Raw genomic sequence first — 16237 nt, 5'->3', positions numbered from 1 at the left:
TTTATCCCCGATGAAGGATCGTTCCCACGCTCTGCGTGGGAATGCCTCAAGGGACGCTCCGCGTTCCAATGGGACGCAGAGCGACCCGGGCTGCATTCCCACGCAGAGCGTGGGAACGATCATTGGCTCAGGACTTCGGGGCTTTTTCGTACAGCGGCATCACCTTCGGAATCGCTGCCTGCAACGCAGCAATGCGGCTGCTCGATGCCGGGTGAGTGCTCATGAATTCCGGTGGCGCGCCTTCGGAAGCCTTGCTCATCTTGTCCCACAGGGTGATCGCCGCGTTCGGGTTGTAGCCGGCGCGGGCGGCCAGTTCCAGGCCGATCAGGTCGGCTTCGTTTTCGTTGGCGCGGCTGTTGGGCAAGGTCATGCCGTAGTTGGCCACGGTGTCGGCCAGGGCCAGGCTGTCCTGGCCCAGACCGAACAAGGCACCGGCGCCCTGCTTGGCCATTTCCATGCCATAGGCTTTGGACATCGCTTCACGACCGTGCTCGCGCAGGGCGTGGGCGATTTCATGGCCCATGACCGCAGCGATTTCATCGTCGGTGAGTTTCAGACTGTCGATCAGTCCGGTGTAGAAGATGATCTTGCCGCCGGGACCGCAGTTGGCGTTGAGCTCATCGCTCTTGATCAGATTGACTTCCCATTGCCACTGCGCCGCGTCCGGGCGGAAGGTTGGCGCCTGGGCGATCAAGCGGTTGGCGATGGTCTGCACGCGCTTGGCTTCAGGGCTGGTCTTGTCCAGCACACCTTTGCTCGACGCCTCGCCGACGGTCTTCTGATACGACTGCGCGTACATCTGATCGACCTCTTGCGAGGACAGCATGCTGAACATGTACTGCTTGCGCTCCACGCCCACGGCACCGCCGCTGGTGGTGTTGACCGACTGACAACCGGCCAGCAACAGCGCTGCGCTCAAAGCACTTACCACTAATGTCTTGTTCATTCAAAAGCTCCCTGAAAACCTGAGGCGTATCCTAGGCGGCTAATTGTATCGGCGCCAGATACAACGGACGCATTGCGCGTACATCCACCTAAGGCCGCAAGTCTGGCTGGAAATTCCTCAACGCGCATTGAATCCGCCGTGCACCGATCCATCAGCGACATCGCGCGGCGATTCCGACCAGCGTCTCTCATGGCCGCGCCCACCCCGCCGATAAATCCCTCGCAGATTGTCCTCTTGCGTGCGGAGCTACCATGAAGTTCAAGTCGATCCAGTTTTCCGTCGCCGCCCTGGCCGGCGCCATCGTTCTCAGCGTGGTCGCGGCGCTGGTGCTGTACGCGCTGTTCTCCGGCGCTCGCACGCAAGAAATGGTGCAACAGCGCACCCAGGCGCAGTTCGAGCAAGTCATCGAACAGCGCCTGACCTCGCTGGCGCAGACCCAGGTCAGCCAGATCCAGCGCGAACTCGAAGCGCCGCTGCTGATTGCCGGCGGTCTGGTACGGGTCAACGCCCTGCTCGGCACAACCGGCACCGATGGCCAGCCGCGCCTGAGCGTCAGCCGCGAACAACTGATCAGCCTGATCAAGGAAAACGTCGAAAAGAACCCGAAGATTCTCGGCACCTACATCGGCTGGGAAAAAAACGCACTGGACCACAATGACGCGGCCTACATCGGCAGCGCCGTGGTCGGTATCGACCCGGCCACCGGGCGCTTTTTGCCGTGGTGGTTCCGCAATACCGACGGCAGCCTGGGCGTGGACAAACTGGCCGATGTCGACGACCAGAAAACCTTGTCCACCGGCATACGCGCCAGCGAGTACTACCTGTGCTCGAAAGAGACGAAGAAACCCTGCGTGATCGACCCGGCACCGTACAAGGTCGGTGACAAGATCGTCATGCTCGCCTCGTTCATCGAACCGATCATGGTCAACGGCGCGTTCCAGGGCATCGTAGGCGCCGACCTTTCGGTGAACTTCATTCAGGACATGCTGCTCGCCGCCAACCAGAAGCTTTACAGCGGCGCCGGTGAAATGGCTCTGGTCGGCGGCAACGGGCGGATCGTTGCCTACACCAAGGACTCGAGCAAATTCGGTGAAAAAGTCAGCGACATCCTCGACGCCGAACAGGCCAGCAATCTCGCCAACCTCAAGCGCGACGAGGTCACCTATTCGGTGAATCAGGCCAAGGGTCGTATCGAGCTGTACCTGCCGTTCGGCATCGGCCAGACCGACGCGCGCTGGACGCTGATGCTGCAACTGCCGCTCAACGCCGTCATGGCCGATCTGCAAAACCTCCAGGCCGACCTTGATGCCCAGCGCAAATCCGACACCTTCGGCATGGCCATGGTCGGCCTGATCATCGCCGGCATCGGCCTGCTGGTGATCTGGCTGGTGGGCCACGGCATCGCGCGGCCACTCAAACAAATGGTCGCCATGCTCGATGACATCGCTCAGGGCGAAGGCGATCTGACCCGGCGCTTGAGCAGCGACCGCAGCGATGAACTGGGCTCGATTGCCAAAGGCTTCAACACCTTCCTCGCCAAGTTGCAGGCGATGATTACGCAAGTGGTGACCTCGGTGCAGAGCGTCAGCGATTCTTCGGAACACACCGCCGACATCGCCATTCGCACCAACATCGGCGTGCAGAAACAAATGGCCGAAATCGATCAGGTGGCGACTGCGGTGCAGGAAATGACCGCCACCGCCCAGGACGTGGCGCGCAACGCCACCCAGGCCGCACAAGCGGCAAGCCACGCCGACCAGGCCGCCAGCCAGGGCATGCAGATCGTCCGCGACACCTCGAATTCGATTGGCGTACTGGCGGTGGAAATCGGCAAGGCTGTCGAGGTGGTGCAGACGCTGGCCAAGGACAGCGAAAACATCAACGCTATCCTCACCGCCATTCGCGGCATCGCCGAACAGACCAACCTGCTGGCACTGAACGCGGCAATCGAAGCCGCGCGCGCCGGCGAGCAGGGTCGCGGTTTCGCCGTGGTTGCGGATGAAGTGCGCAATCTGGCGCAGAAAACCCAGAAGGCCACCGAAGAAATCCAGAGCATGATCCAGCAGTTGCAACAGGGCACGCGCGATGTCGTGCGCGTGATGGAAGACAGCCAGAACCGCACCGACGAAAGCGTGCAGCACGCGGCGAAAGCGGCCGAAGCGCTGGAGACGATCACCCAGGCGGTGTCGGTGATCAACGACATGAACACGCAGATCGCCAGTGCGGCAGAAGAGCAAAGCGCAGTGGCCGACGACATCAACCGCAATGTGATCAACATCGGTCAGGTGGCGAATGAAGTGGCCGGCGGTGCGGATGAATCGAGCTCGGCGAGCGCCGGGTTGACCAAACTGGCGGAACAGCAGCGGCGGTTGATCAATCAGTTCAAGGTTTGAAAGATCAAGAGCCCCTCACCCTAGCCCTCTCCCTCCGGGAGAGGGGACCGACCGCGATGTCTTGCGCTATACATCGACCTGAAAAAAACAGTCGATTATGGATTCACAACAGATCGTTCAGGTCGGTGTACCTCTCAAGCATCCCCCATTCGGCTCCCTCTCCCTCCGGGAGAGGGCTGGGGTGAGGGGCTTTTGATCCACGCAAATCAAGCCGGGGTCAAACACTCCGGCCCGTTCAACTTCGGATCATTCACCAGATTCGCCAACACCCGCTCGCGCAGCGCCGCCGGTTCGCTGGCGAGCAATCCCTGCAAGACATGCATCGGCGTTTCAGGATCAAGCCAGGCAGCCTGCCCCGCTTCATCAAGAATCAACGGCCGCCGCTGACTCGCCGCCGACTGAGTAATCACTGCCGTGCTCAGCCAGACCTGTTCCTGCACTGGATACGCTTCCCAGATCGCCGCGAAAAACAACGACGAGCCCTCCCCCGGCGTCAACCAGTAAGGCCGCTTGCGCTGGGTGCCGCGCCATTCGTAAAAGCCGTTGGCCGGCAGCAGGCAGCGACGCAAGCGCAAGGCCTCACGAAACATCGGTTGTTCAGCGACGGTTTCGGCGCGGGCATGGGCCGGGGTCTTCGACAGATCGGTCAGCCACGGCGGCGTCAGGCCCCAGCGCGCACGGGCCAGCGTGCGCTGGCCATCTTCTTCGGCACGCAGCATCAACACCGAATCATTCGGGGAAATGTTCCACTGCGCCTGCTGATCGGCGGGAAAACCTGGCAGGGCCGCGAACTCGCGGTTCCAGCGAAACAGGGCATAACGTCCACACATGGGGCAACACGACTCTGAATAAAACGAAGGCCAGCCTAACAGACCAGCGTGCCGGGAAAGCTTTCCGGTTCGTCGCCGGGCAGCGGCAGCGCGGCATTGTACGCGGTGATCAACTCGCGGGCGTATTCGGCCTGATCGTTATCCACCGACAGCCAGAGCAGGCCGAAGATCGGCAATTCACCCGCACCGCCCACCAGATCACGGCCAATCAGATGCGCCTCGATCCCCTCAGTGGCAAGCATGCCCTTGAGCATTTCGCCCTCCATCAGGTTCGCCGGTTCGTAGATGCGCTGCATACGCGGCCCTCACTCGTTTTCGCTGAAGACTTCCAGATGCCACTCTTCTTCATGCACCTGCAGGACAAAGGTGATCGGACGACAGCACACCTGGCAGTCTTCGATATACGTTTGATCCCCACCGGACAAATCCAGAGTGGTCTCGACTTCCTCACCGCAATACGGACATTCATACAGTGCATTTTCCAGCATCGCGGTCTCCCCAGTGACTTGTGCGTATAATCGCCGGTCTATTTGCAGGGCTATTTTTGTCTGACTACTTTTCAGACCGTGCCCCGCGGGTTTTCGATCAAACCCTTTACTTACCCTAGCCGTTTCCAACAAGAGAGCATGATGGGCGAATTCGATGCCATCCGACCTTACGACGACAGCGAAGTACCTGCGGTACTGGCAAGGCTGCTCGGCGACAAGGCGTTTCTAGATATCCTCACCCACTTCCGCTTCCCACGTTTTGCCGGTGCCTTCGGCTGGATGCTCAAACCTCTTATAGCCCATCGGCTGCGTCGTGAGTTTGCCGGCGTGAATTCCGTGGCTACCTTACAGGACAAAGTCGAGTTCTACGTCGACCACACCATCGAGCGCGCCACCGACGGCGTGACGTATACCGGTGTCGAGCAATTCAAGTCCGGCAGCGCCTACCTGTTCATCGCCAACCACCGCGATATCGTCATGGACCCGGCCTTCGTCAATTACGCCGTGTACCACGCCGGCCTGCCGACGCCGCGCATCGCGATTGGCGACAACCTGCTGCAGAAGCCGTTTGTCAGTGACCTGATGCGCTTGAACAAGAGCTTCATCGTCCACCGTTCGATCACCGGCCGTCGCGAGAAAATGGCGGCGTATCAATTGCTGTCGGCGTACATCAATCACTCGATACGCAACGATTGCGCGTCGATCTGGATTGCTCAGGCTGAAGGTCGGGCGAAGGACGGCGACGACCGCACCGAGTCGGCGATCCTCAAGATGTTCCACATGAGCCGCAAGGACGAGCCGTTCGGCGAAGTGATCCGCTCGCTCAACGTGACGCCAGTGTCGATCAGCTATGAGTACGACCCTTGCGACCAGGCCAAGGCCCGCGAACTCTACATCCGCGCCACCACCGGCACCTACGCCAAAGCGCCGGGCGAGGATGACGTGAGCATCGCCAAGGGCATCACCGGCTACAAGGGCCGGGTGCACGTGAACTTTGCCGCACCGATCACCGAGGTGTTCGAAGACACCAAGCAATTGGCGATCGAAATGGACAAGCAGATTCTCGGCGGCTACCGGTTGTTCCCGGTGCATTACCTGGCGTACGCACAGTGGGCGGATGCCGATCCGCAACTGAATGTGCCGACGGCGGCCGAGGTGTTCCCGGCTGACGAACTGGCCAAGGCGCAGGATGAATGGCAAAGCCGACTGGACGCCTGCCCCGCTGAGCATCGGCAGTACCTGGTGCTGCAATATGCGACGCCGGTGCGCAACCAGTATCGGGTCAAGGCTGGATTGCCGCTGTAAAGCAACAGCAAGATCAAAAGATCGCAGCCTTCGGCAGCTCCTACATGGGAATGATGTACATCCTGTAGGAGCTGCCGAAGGCTGCGATCTTTTGCTTTTAAAAGCGGGTGCTGATCCAGGAGACGATCAACGCAAGCCCCAGGCAAGCAAATCCGAAGCGATAGAAAAACCGGTTCATGCGCAACGTCGCCCAATCGAGCATCGGCTCGGCATTGGGCTGCGCCTGGCGCTGTGCCGCCAGACTGGCCTGGGCGCGCTGCTCTCGGCGGCGGGTCGCGTGCAGCAGCCAGCTGCCCGGAAAGGCCAGGAGCAAGGCCAGCAGGTTGATCAACTTGGCGGGATGGGCGGTAAACAGCGTCATCAAGTGCAGCGACATCACAGACCTCGAACTTAACCGGTGTGGCAGACGCCAGACCGACGACCGCGGCGCGGATTCTACCCAAACCCTGACGCCCTGCCCCAGCCTTTGCGACAAATAACATGACAATCGACCGATGGCTGTCCTGTGTCATGGCATCGTCACGTGGATGCTTCACCCTGCGCGCCTCGAAACCCGAATGGAATGCGACATGCTGCACGCGGAAAACCAGGATCGCCTGTACCTCATCACTCCTTACGACGACCAGCAAAGCCTGGTCGGCAGCCTCGCCTTCAACGTGCAGGACCGGCACTGGCTGGTGTATTGCGCGCTGGGCGGGCATCAGCATGCGGACTTGCCCGAAACCGATTTGCTGACCGGCGTGAGCGTGCTTGATTTCTATTCCCAGGCTGCCTGAACGTCAAAAGCACCCTCACCCTAGCCCTCTCCCAGAGGGAGAGGGGACTGACCGAGGTGTTTGCGGTAGATACGCCGACATGAGATACCGCGCCGAATTCAGGTTTTGAAGCACACGCGATCGGCTCCCTCTCCTTGGGGAGAGGGGACTGAACGAGGTGTTTGCGGTAGATACGCCGACTTGAGATACCGCGCCGAACTCAGGTTTTGAAGCACACGCGATCGGCTCCCTCTCCCTCGGGAGAGGGCTGGGGTGAGGGGAATCGATTTCCCATACGACACAAATCTCAGATCCACAAAAAAGCCCGGAACCATCACTGGCCCCGGGCTTTTTCACATTCGCTGCAAACTTACTCAGCGAGCACCTGACCCACGGTCGGGTCCTTGAACAGACGCGTCAGTGCGTCACTCAATACATCGCTGACCAGTTTGGTATTGGTCTCCTGATTCGGCGCCATGCCGAAGCGCTGGTCCAGCGACGCACCGTAACGGCCGCTGTAACGGCGGTTGGCGTTCTGCACGTCGGAGCGGAAGGTCGCGCCGATGGTCGCTTCGGTCACGTACATGCCTTCTTTCGGCGACTGGTATTTCAGCTCGGCCAGGGTCACGGTCAGCTGCGGCGCGTTGGGTGCGTTAGTGGTCGGGGTGAAGCCGAGCAGGCGTACGGCGGCTTCGGCCTGGGCCTGCAGCTTGGGCAGGATCTGCTCGCGCTGTACGGTGATGGCGCTGGTTTCCGGGTACAGACCGCCACGGGTGCCGAGGGTTGGCGACGGACGACCGTCGACCACACGCACGATGACAGGCTGGCCGCGACCGACCGCTGGCAGTTGCGTGGTCAGCTTCGGCTCCGGATTCAGTTGTTGCGGGCTGTGGGCGCAGCCGGCGAGGGTCAAACCGGCGACAGTGATCAAACCGAACAACAGGCGTTGCAACATGCTCTTCTCTCCAGAATCAGGCACAAACAGGCCGGCAGTATAGCGGTGGGCCACTGCGCGTAACCAGCGCCGCACAGTGAATACTGCAATGTCTGACACGCCCCGCCGAAAGCGGTTCCTGTCACACATTCTTCACCGTCCATACACCGCGGCGTCATGGCTTGCCGACAAGCTTCAAAGCAGTCCTCTTTCAAGGAACTCTGCCATGCGTTATCTGATCTCGCTGTTCGCCCCACGCCCGCTGCATCGCAGCTTTGCCCTTCTTGACCGCAACGGCCGTTGCCAAGCCTTCAAGCAGTGCAGCCTGCAACCGATGGGCGACGGCTGGGTGGAAATTGAAGAAATCCGCCTGACCTGGTTGAACCAGCCGCTGCCCGCCAGCGCCCGGGTCGTACCGCGACAAATGCGCGCACGGGGTCAGGTGCAGTTGAGCATCTGACCGGATGCCTAATAAAAGTCATTAAACACGAGCAACTACGCGCATTTCTTCGCTACAATCTCCCCCCGATTATAAGGACGTCTCCTGATCGGGCCCCGCAACAGCGTCAATGCGCATGCATCGACATCAAAATCGCCCACAGAGAGCCGCCCACACAGATCGAGTGAAGTTGGCGCGCTTGCCTGTTCTTCCGGCAAAAACCCGCTTTTCGCGAATCTGCAGAGCTGTCATTCGCTCGGCCACCGCGTTGTTTTGCCCTAGCGGGCAGGTGCCAGGCCAAGGCAGCCCTTTTTTGAGGTTCACGTCTTCAAAAGAGCGTGAAAAAAACGGGTTTTCACAACTTCACAAGAGTGTGGCGAGCAAATGAATAGTTTTGCGTCTGAACATGCACCATTAGCGTCTGAAACAGCCCAACGACACAGGACCGGGTATACCTCGAACATCGGAGCCTGAAGCCTGTCCGCTACGGATTTGGTTGCACGAAAACGGATGACTCGACCATAAGTCGAATTGCCAGCCCTGCGTCAAAATGCGTTCATGGAACGCTTGAAACCAGGCCGCACGCATCCGTCGAAGTTGCGAAAAATTGCGAAGATTCGGACATGGCCCACCTGACCACGGATAGCCCGGGCCCACTGACCTGCCCTGGAACGCCTGGCAGCCATGCCGACAATTTGGTGCTGCAGATTTGGGAGACGCGTTAAATGGCGCATAACGAAGCAGTCGACGTAGTTCTGGTAGGGGCCGGCATCATGAGTGCCACCCTGGCCGTACTGCTCAAAGAGCTCGACCCCGCGATCAAGCTGGAAGTCGTCGAGCTGATGGATTCCGGCGCCGCCGAGAGTTCCAATCCGTGGAACAACGCCGGTACCGGTCACGCCGGCCTGTGCGAGCTGAACTACACTCCGCAGGCTGCCGATGGCAGCGTCGACATCAAGAAAGCCGTGCACATCAACACCCAGTTCGAGGTGTCGAAGCAGTTCTGGTCGTACCTGACCAAAAAAGGCACGTTCGGCTCGTGCAAATCCTTCATCAGCCCGGTTCCGCACCTGAGTTTCGTTCAGGGCGAAAGCGGTGTGTCGTTCCTCAAGGAGCGCTTCAATGTCCTGAGCAAGCACCACGCGTTTGCCGACATGGAGTACACCGAAGACAAAGGCAAGATGGCCGAGTGGATGCCGCTGATGATGCCGGGCCGCTCGCCCGACGAAGTCCTCGCCGCCACCCGCGTGATGAACGGCACCGACGTCAACTTCGGCGCCCTGACCAATCAGTTGCTCAAGCATTTGAGCAGTGCTCCGGACACCCAGGTCAAATACTGCAAGCGCGTGACCGGCCTCAAGCGTAACGGCGCCGGCTGGACCGTCAGCATCAAGGACGTCAACAACGGCAACACCCGCGAAGTCGACGCAAAGTTTGTCTTCCTCGGTGCCGGTGGCGCGGCCCTGCCGTTGCTGCAGGCTTCGGGTATCGAAGAAAGCAAAGGCTTCGGCGGCTTCCCGATCAGTGGCCAGTGGCTGCGTTGCGACAACCCGGAAGTGGTCAAGCACCACCAGGCCAAGGTCTACAGCCAAGCGGCCGTGGGTTCGCCACCGATGTCGGTGCCGCACCTCGACACTCGCGTCGTCGACGGCAAGAAATCCCTGCTGTTCGGGCCATACGCCGGTTTCACCACCAAGTTCCTCAAGCATGGCTCCTTCATGGACCTGCCGATGTCGGTGCGCGCTGGCAACATCGGGCCGATGCTGGCGGTGGCGAAAAACAACATGGACCTGACCAAGTACCTGGTCAGCGAAGTGATGCAGTCGATGGAACAGCGTCTGGAATCCCTGCGCCGTTTCTACCCGCAGGCGAAAGCCGAAGACTGGCGCCTGGAAGTGGCCGGCCAACGGGTGCAGATCATCAAGAAGGATCCGAAAAAGGGCGGCATCCTGCAGTTCGGTACCGAACTGGTCGCCGCGAAAGACGGCTCCCTCGCTGCCCTGCTCGGCGCTTCGCCAGGCGCGTCGGTGACCGTTTCGATCATGCTCGAACTGATCGAAAAATGCTTCCCGGCCAAGGCGTCCGGCGAGTGGGCAAGCAAACTGGCGGAGATCTTCCCGGCCCGTGAAAAGGTTCTGGAAACCGATGCTGCGCTGTATCGCAAGATCAACACGCAGAACAACATCGCCCTGGAACTGGTTGAAGAAAGCAGCGAGACACCAAGCTTCGCTTGATCTTGCGGCATAAAAAACGCCCCGTACTCCTTGAGTGCGGGGCGTTTTTTATGGCCAGGCAAGAACCAATAATCCTGGCTTACAAACCTTTGTAGTGAGGTGGCCTCAGGTGCGAGCCTTCTTGATCAATTCGATGTAGTCGCCAGCGTTGCGATGATCCTTGATCAATTTGACGAAAGTGTTGCCCTGCTCATCCTCGCCATCGACGTCATAACCCGCCGCAACAAAGAAGCCCAGAAAGCGCTCGAAGTCATCGATGCGCAAACCGCGGTAGGCCTTGATCAGTTTGTGCAGCGACGGCGAAGTGGCGTCGACCGGCTCAAAATCGAGGAACAGCTTGATCTGCTCATCGCCGATCTCGTCACCAATCACTTGTTTCTTATCTTTACGCATTGCCGACTCCAGCTCGCAGACATGACACGGGGCGGGCAGTTTACCCCTGCCCGACCGCCCGGCTCAACGCGGACGAATCGCCCCGGTGTGCAAATCGGCCCAGATATGGCCATTGGCATAACTGAGGAACTGTACATACACCGTGTCGTTGCGCAGCAGATCCATCACCACGCGGTACTGAGCGAGCGGATAGAACAGCGTCAGGGTTTTGCTTTTGTCATCGTAGGCCGGCTTTTTCAGGCTTTTGCTCTCGCCGTCGAAACTCACCAGCACCTGAGAAATGCTCGCGCCCTTGTTCAGAGACTTGCCCTTGAGGCGTATCAACAAGGACGAGGTGACCGGAATCGGCTGCTGATTGGACTGGCGCTGCGCACCGACCACCACCGAATACTCGCTGACCTGCAGCAGTTGCTGCTGCTCGGGTTCAGCGTCGCGCAGGGTCAGATCGTCCGGCGGCAGGAACTGGCTGTGCATCGGCGCAGCGGACAGCGGCAGGCTGAGGGACAGCAACAGGGCGGCGAGACTGCGGATCAAGAGGCGCATGACAGGCTCCGGGGGGCGGGGCCGAGCACTCTAGCATGGCTGTCGCGCAAGGATCAGCACACACAAAAACAACTGTGGGAGCGAGCCTGCTCGCGAAAGCGGTGTGTCAGTTTTCAATGATGCTGACTGACACGAAGCCTTCGCGAGCAGGCTCGCTCCCACAGGGGGCAATGCAGGTTCTTACATGCCTTTAACGGCGTAAATCCCGTTGGCGTTGCGCCAGTAGCCCTTGTAGTCCATGCCATAACCGAAGATGTAGCGGTCGATGCATGGCAGGCCGACGAAATCGGCTTTCAGGTCAGGACGTGCCTTACGGTCGTGGTCCTTGTCGATCAGCACGGCGGTGTGCACTTTGCGTGCGCCAGCGTGTTTGCAGAAGTCGATGATCGCGCCCAAGGTGTGACCTTCATCGAGGATGTCGTCGATGATCAGCACGTCGCGGTCGATGAACGAGACTTCCGGCTTGGCTTTCCAGAACAGGTCGCCGCCGCTGGTTTCGTTGCGATAACGGGTCGCGTGCAGGTAGGACGCTTCCAGCGGGAATTGCAGATGCGTCAGCAGTTTGCCGGAGAAGATCAGGCCGCCGTTCATCACGCAGAACACCACCGGATTGCTGTCAGCCAGTTGTTCGTTGATTTGTGCACCGACGCGGGCGATGGCCGCCTCGACTTCAGACTCGGTGTACAGGCAGTCAGCCTCTCGCATGATTTGACGGATATGCTCGAGATCAGCGGACATGGCGCTCTCCAGGGGGTTGGCGGAATTGGAAAAGCGGGCAAAGGTACGCATCCCGCGAGGTCGAATCAAGCTCTTATGGACTAACGTACAGAATGTCCTATAGGACATCACCCTCGGATAGATTAATCTAGGCCGGTTTTTTTGCCCGCCGCCGGAGCCTTTCCCATGCCCATCCTCGAGATCCGCCATCCGCTGATCCGTCATAAACTCGGCCTGATGCGCCGCGCTGACATCAGCACCAAGAATTTCCGCGAGCTCGCTCAGGAAGTCGGCGCCCTGTTGACCTATGAAGCTACAAAAGATCTGCCGCTCGAATCCTACGACATTGCCGGCTGGTGCGGCACCGTGTCGGTGGAGAAGATCGCCGGCAAGAAGATCACCGTCGTGCCGATCCTGCGTGCCGGTATCGGCATGCTCGAAGGCGTGCTCAGCCTGATCCCGGGCGCCAAGGTCTCCGCTGTGGGCGTTGCCCGCAACGAAGAAACCCTGCAAGCGCACACCTATCTGGAAAAACTGGTACCGGAAATCGACGAGCGCCTGGCGATGATCATCGACCCGATGCTAGCCACCGGCAGCTCCATGGTTGCCACCATCGATCTGCTGAAAAAGGCCGGTTGCCGCGACATCCGTGCCATGGTCCTGGTGGCCGCGCCGGAAGGCATTGCTGCCGTCGAACAAGCGCACCCGGACGTGACCATCTACACCGCGTCCATCGATGAACGTTTGAACGAGCACGGCTACATCATTCCTGGGCTTGGCGATGCTGGTGACAAGATCTTCGGCACCAAGCAGAAGGACGCGTGACCATGCAGCAAGAGTTCAACGATCCGCTCTGGCGCACGGTGCTGTCCGGTGCGCAGATGCTGTTCGTGGCCTTCGGTGCCCTGGTGCTGATGCCGCTGATCACCGGCCTGGACCCGAACGTGGCACTGTTCACCGCGGGTCTGGGGACGATTCTGTTCCAGATCGTCACCGGGCGACAGGTGCCGGTGTTCCTCGCGTCGAGCTTCGCCTTCATCACGCCGATCATTCTCGCCAAGGGCCAGTTCGGTCTTGCCGCGACCATGGGCGGGGTAATGGCGGCCGGTTTCGTCTACACCTTCCTCGGCCTCGCCGTGAAGATCAAAGGCACCGGCTTCATTGACCGTTTGCTGCCACCGGTGGTGATTGGTCCGGTGATCATCTCCATCGGCCTGGCCATGGCGCCGATTGCCGCAAACATGGCGATGGGCAAGGCCGGCGACGGCACCGAGCTGATTCACTATCAGACGGCGATGATGATTTCCATGCCGGCGCTGCTGACCACGCTGATCGTGGCGGTGTTCGGCAAGGGCATCTTCCGTCTGGTGCCGATCATTTCCGGCGTGCTGGTGGGTTTTGCCATGTCGTTCTATTTCGGCGTGGTCGACACGGCGAAAATTGCTGCAGCGCCATGGTTCGCCCTGCCGCACTTCACCGCGCCGGAGTTCAACTGGCAGGCGATTCTGTTCATTGTTCCGGTGGCGCTGGCCCCGGCGATCGAGCACATCGGCGGCGTGATTGCCGTGGGTAGCGTGACCGGTCGCGATTACCTGAAAAAGCCGGGCCTGCATCGCACCCTGCTCGGTGACGGCATCGCCACCACTGCTGCCGGCCTGTTCGGTGGCCCGCCCAACACCACTTACGCCGAAGTGACCGGCGCGGTGATGCTGACCAAGAACTACAACCCGAAAATCATGACCTGGGCGGCGATCTTCGCCATCACCCTGGCGTTCATCGGCAAGTTCGGCGCGCTGCTGCAGAGCATTCCGGTACCGGTAATGGGCGGGATTCTTTGTCTCTTGTTCGGATCGATCGCAGCGGTGGGCATGAACACCCTGATCCGTCACAAGATCGACCTGGGCGAAGCGCGCAACCTGGTGATTGTTTCGGTGACGCTGGTGTTCGGCATTGGCGGTGTGCTGGTCGGCACCGGCACCGGTCCTGATGACTTCGGCCTCAAAGGCATCGCGCTGTGCGCGGTGGTGGCGATTGCGCTGAACCTGATCCTGCCGGGCAATGATGGGTGGAAGAACAAGAAGGCGGATGAGCCACTGATTTAACCCCCCGCAATGATCGTTCCCACGCTCCGCGTGGGGATGCCTCAAGAGACGATCCGCGTCCAGTGACGCGGAGCGTCACGGGCTGCATTCCCACGCAGAGCGTGGGAACGATCACTGTGTGAGCGGGCTTGCTCAGAGGGCCAGCGGCGCTCTTTCGCAGAGCGTGGCCAGCGCCTTGGCCCATTGCGGGTCGTCGTTCAGGCACGGCACCAGCACCAACTCCTCGCCCCCCGCTTCGCGGAACTGTTCCCTACCGCGATCACCAATCTCTTCCAGCGTCTCGATGCAATCGGCGACGAACGCCGGGCACATCACCAGAATCTTTTTCGCCCCGCTTTTGGCCAGTTCATCCAGCCGCGCTTCGGTGTACGGCTCGATCCATTTCGCCCGGCCCAGGCGTGACTGAAACGACACCGACCATTTGCCGTCCGCCAGGCCCATGCTTTTGGCGAAGGCGGCGGCGGTACGGAAACACTGCGCGCGATAACAGGTTGCCAATACCGCCGGCGAGGCGCTCTGGCAGCAATCGGCGCCCTTGAGGCAGTGATTGCCCGTCGGGTCGAGTTTGCTCAGATGCCGCTCAGGCAAGCCGTGAAAGCTCAGCAGCAGATGATCGTAATCCTGCTGTAGATGCGGACGCGCACTGGCGGCCAGTGCTTCGATGTATTCCGGCTGATCGTAGAACGGTTGCAAGATCGACAACTGCACATCGAGCTTCATCTCGCGCAGCACGCGTCGGGCTTCTTCGATCACCGTGGTCGTGGTGCTGTCGGCGAACTGTGGGTACAGCGGCGCCAGCGTAATCTTCTTATGTCCCGCTTTGACCAGACGCAGCAGACAGGTTTCGATCGACGGCTCGCCATAACGCATCGCCAAATCCACCGGGCCGTGTTTCCACGCCCGGGTCATCTGCTCCTGCAAGCGGCGGCTGAGCACCACCAGCGGCGAGCCCTCTTCCCACCAGATCGAGGCATAGGCGTGTGCCGATTGTTCGGGACGCTTGATCAGGATCAGCGACACCAGCAACCGCCGCAGCGGCCATGGCAGGTCGATCACGTAGGGGTCCATCAGAAATTGATTGAGGTAGCTGCGCACATCGGCCACCGAGGTGGAGGCCGGAGAGCCCAGGTTGACCAGAAGCAAAGCGTGATCGGTCATGCAACGTCCTATTTCAGAGGCGGCTGGAGAGATCATCCAGAGCCGCGCGTAAATCCGTAAAGCGGAAGCTGAACCCCGCTTCGAGCAAGCGTGCCGGCGTCGCGCGCTGGCCGCCAAGCAATAACAGAGAGAGCTCGCCGAGCATGACTTTCAGCGCCAGGGTCGGCATCGGCATGAACGCCGGGCGGTGCAACACACTGCCCAGGGTCTTGGCAAATTCGCGGTTGCGCACAGGTTTCGGCGCGCAGGCATTATAAGGACCGCTCGCCTGATTCCGGTGCAGAAGAAAATCAATCAGGGCGATTTGATCGTCGATATGGATCCATGGCATCCACTGCCGACCATTGCCCAAAGGCCCGCCGAGCCCGAGCTTGAACGGCAGCAACAGCCGCGACAAAAAGCCGCCCTCGGCCGACAGCACCAGACCGGTTCGCACCAGCACCACGCGGATGCCGAGGTTCTCGGCACGCAGCGCGGTCTCTTCCCAAGCGATACACAACTGACTGGCGAAGTCGTCGATGCCGGGCGGTGATTCTTCAGTCAACTCGCGTTCGCCAGCGTCGCCGTACCAGCCGATCGCCGAGCCGGAAATCAGCAGCGCCGGTTTCTGCGCGCGAGTTTCCAGCCACGCCAGCAGCGTTTCCGTCAGGGTGATGCGGCTGCTCCACAGCAACGCCTTACGGCGATGAGTCCAGGGGCGGTCGGCAATCGGCGCACCGGCGAGATTGACGATCACATCCAGCGGCTCTTCGCCGAGGTCCTCCAGACGCGAAATTCCGCGCACTTGCGCGCCGCAGATCTGCGCGACTTTTTCCGCGCGGCGACTCCACACCGTCAGCCGATGGCCCTGCTCCAGCCAATGCCGGCAGAGCTGACGTCCGATCAAACCAGTACCGCCGGTCAGCAATATGTGCATGACATCTTCCTCGCGTGGCGTTTAACCCGGATCACTAGTCTATTTTTATAGGCAGGGATCTTTTCGATCGGGCAGGCTCTATGG

General features: G+C 60.3%; 18 protein-coding genes and 1 pseudogene. 7 read left to right on the top strand and 12 right to left on the bottom strand.

Going from position 1 to position 16237, the window contains the following annotated elements:
- Positions 1–127: 127 nt before the first annotated feature.
- Positions 128–946: a M48 family metallopeptidase gene (locus D8U71_RS15935; RefSeq protein ID WP_016773242.1), complete on the bottom strand. Its 819-nt coding sequence runs from the start codon at positions 944–946 to the stop codon at positions 128–130.
- Positions 947–1197: 251 nt separating this feature from the next.
- Here D8U71_RS15935 and D8U71_RS15930 point away from each other — a divergent pair, with 251 nt between their 5' ends.
- Positions 1198–3339, top strand: coding sequence for a methyl-accepting chemotaxis protein (locus D8U71_RS15930; protein WP_130888184.1), 2142 nt, complete (start codon positions 1198–1200; stop codon positions 3337–3339).
- 206 nt (positions 3340–3545) lie between these two features.
- Here D8U71_RS15930 and D8U71_RS15925 read toward each other — a convergent pair whose 3' ends face one another.
- Genes D8U71_RS15925 through D8U71_RS15915 form a run of 3 tightly spaced genes read right to left on the bottom strand, consistent with a single transcriptional unit; the run spans position 3546 to position 4657 of the window.
- Positions 3546–4169, bottom strand: a complete 624-nt coding sequence (locus D8U71_RS15925; protein ID WP_071173563.1) for an SOS response-associated peptidase — start codon at positions 4167–4169, stop codon at positions 3546–3548.
- 35 nt (positions 4170–4204) lie between these two features.
- On the bottom strand, positions 4205–4465 hold the full coding sequence (locus tag D8U71_RS15920) for a DUF2007 domain-containing protein (RefSeq protein WP_016773239.1): 261 nt from the start codon (positions 4463–4465) through the stop codon (positions 4205–4207).
- A gap of 9 nt (positions 4466–4474) precedes the next feature.
- Positions 4475–4657, bottom strand: a complete 183-nt coding sequence (locus D8U71_RS15915; RefSeq protein WP_024014273.1) for a CPXCG motif-containing cysteine-rich protein — start codon at positions 4655–4657, stop codon at positions 4475–4477.
- Positions 4658–4795: 138 nt separating this feature from the next.
- Here D8U71_RS15915 and D8U71_RS15910 point away from each other — a divergent pair, with 138 nt between their 5' ends.
- Positions 4796–5962, top strand: coding sequence for a 1-acyl-sn-glycerol-3-phosphate acyltransferase (locus D8U71_RS15910; RefSeq protein ID WP_130888183.1), 1167 nt, complete (start codon positions 4796–4798; stop codon positions 5960–5962).
- 97 nt (positions 5963–6059) lie between these two features.
- Here the strand turns inward: D8U71_RS15910 and D8U71_RS15905 are convergent, their stop codons facing one another.
- Entirely contained in the window at positions 6060–6338 is a 279-nt protein-coding gene (locus D8U71_RS15905) for a hypothetical protein (protein WP_016770663.1), read from the bottom strand.
- A gap of 193 nt (positions 6339–6531) precedes the next feature.
- Here D8U71_RS15905 and D8U71_RS15900 point away from each other — a divergent pair, with 193 nt between their 5' ends.
- Positions 6532–6738, top strand: coding sequence for a hypothetical protein (locus D8U71_RS15900; protein WP_016770662.1), 207 nt, complete (start codon positions 6532–6534; stop codon positions 6736–6738).
- 349 nt (positions 6739–7087) lie between these two features.
- On the opposite strand, the gene D8U71_RS15895 is transcribed toward D8U71_RS15900, so the two are convergent.
- Positions 7088–7672, bottom strand: coding sequence for a YajG family lipoprotein (locus D8U71_RS15895; protein WP_024014276.1), 585 nt, complete (start codon positions 7670–7672; stop codon positions 7088–7090).
- Positions 7673–7877: 205 nt separating this feature from the next.
- Here D8U71_RS15895 and D8U71_RS15890 point away from each other — a divergent pair, with 205 nt between their 5' ends.
- A complete protein-coding gene (locus D8U71_RS15890; protein ID WP_016773235.1) occupies positions 7878–8111 on the top strand; it encodes a hypothetical protein in 234 nt (77 codons plus the stop codon).
- Between the two features lie 704 nt (positions 8112–8815).
- Complete coding sequence (gene mqo, locus D8U71_RS15885; RefSeq protein ID WP_024014277.1) at positions 8816–10324, top strand: malate dehydrogenase (quinone); 1509 nt, start codon at positions 8816–8818, stop codon at positions 10322–10324.
- 105 nt (positions 10325–10429) lie between these two features.
- On the opposite strand, the gene D8U71_RS15880 is transcribed toward mqo, so the two are convergent.
- From D8U71_RS15880 to D8U71_RS15865, 4 genes and pseudogenes are all read right to left on the bottom strand, one after another.
- Positions 10430–10717: a PA4642 family protein gene (locus D8U71_RS15880; protein WP_123444169.1), complete on the bottom strand. Its 288-nt coding sequence runs from the start codon at positions 10715–10717 to the stop codon at positions 10430–10432.
- Positions 10718–10780: 63 nt separating this feature from the next.
- Entirely contained in the window at positions 10781–11260 is a 480-nt protein-coding gene (locus tag D8U71_RS15875) for a hypothetical protein (protein ID WP_071173567.1), read from the bottom strand.
- 69 nt (positions 11261–11329) lie between these two features.
- A pseudogene (locus D8U71_RS28625) lies at positions 11330–11431 on the bottom strand (metal ABC transporter ATP-binding protein); the annotation flags it as partial.
- A gap of 9 nt (positions 11432–11440) precedes the next feature.
- Positions 11441–11998, bottom strand: a complete 558-nt coding sequence (locus D8U71_RS15865; RefSeq protein WP_016773231.1) for a hypoxanthine-guanine phosphoribosyltransferase — start codon at positions 11996–11998, stop codon at positions 11441–11443.
- 165 nt (positions 11999–12163) lie between these two features.
- Between D8U71_RS15865 and upp the strand changes: the two genes are divergently transcribed.
- Positions 12164–12802 carry a uracil phosphoribosyltransferase gene (upp, locus tag D8U71_RS15860; RefSeq protein WP_024014279.1) on the top strand — a complete coding sequence of 213 codons (639 nt, stop codon included), beginning with the start codon at positions 12164–12166 and terminating at the stop codon, positions 12800–12802.
- 2 nt (positions 12803–12804) lie between these two features.
- Positions 12805–14079: a uracil-xanthine permease family protein gene (locus D8U71_RS15855; RefSeq protein WP_027612217.1), complete on the top strand. Its 1275-nt coding sequence runs from the start codon at positions 12805–12807 to the stop codon at positions 14077–14079.
- Positions 14080–14211: 132 nt separating this feature from the next.
- Here D8U71_RS15855 and hemH read toward each other — a convergent pair whose 3' ends face one another.
- Both hemH and D8U71_RS15845 read right to left on the bottom strand, forming a co-directional pair.
- Positions 14212–15237 (bottom strand): ferrochelatase, encoded by a 1026-nt coding sequence (gene hemH / locus D8U71_RS15850; protein WP_130888182.1) that lies wholly within the window; start codon positions 15235–15237, stop codon positions 14212–14214.
- A gap of 13 nt (positions 15238–15250) precedes the next feature.
- A complete protein-coding gene (locus D8U71_RS15845; RefSeq protein WP_130888181.1) occupies positions 15251–16153 on the bottom strand; it encodes a TIGR01777 family oxidoreductase in 903 nt (300 codons plus the stop codon).
- Between the last annotated feature and the right edge of the window lie 84 nt (positions 16154–16237).

The sequence above is a fragment of the Pseudomonas sp. Sample_21 genome (assembly GCF_004307525.1).
Taxonomy (GTDB): Bacteria; Pseudomonadota; Gammaproteobacteria; order Pseudomonadales; family Pseudomonadaceae; genus Aquipseudomonas; species Aquipseudomonas atacamensis.
The sequence above is the reverse complement of the archived record's forward strand: the minus strand, read 5'-3'. Positions and strand labels throughout refer to the sequence as shown.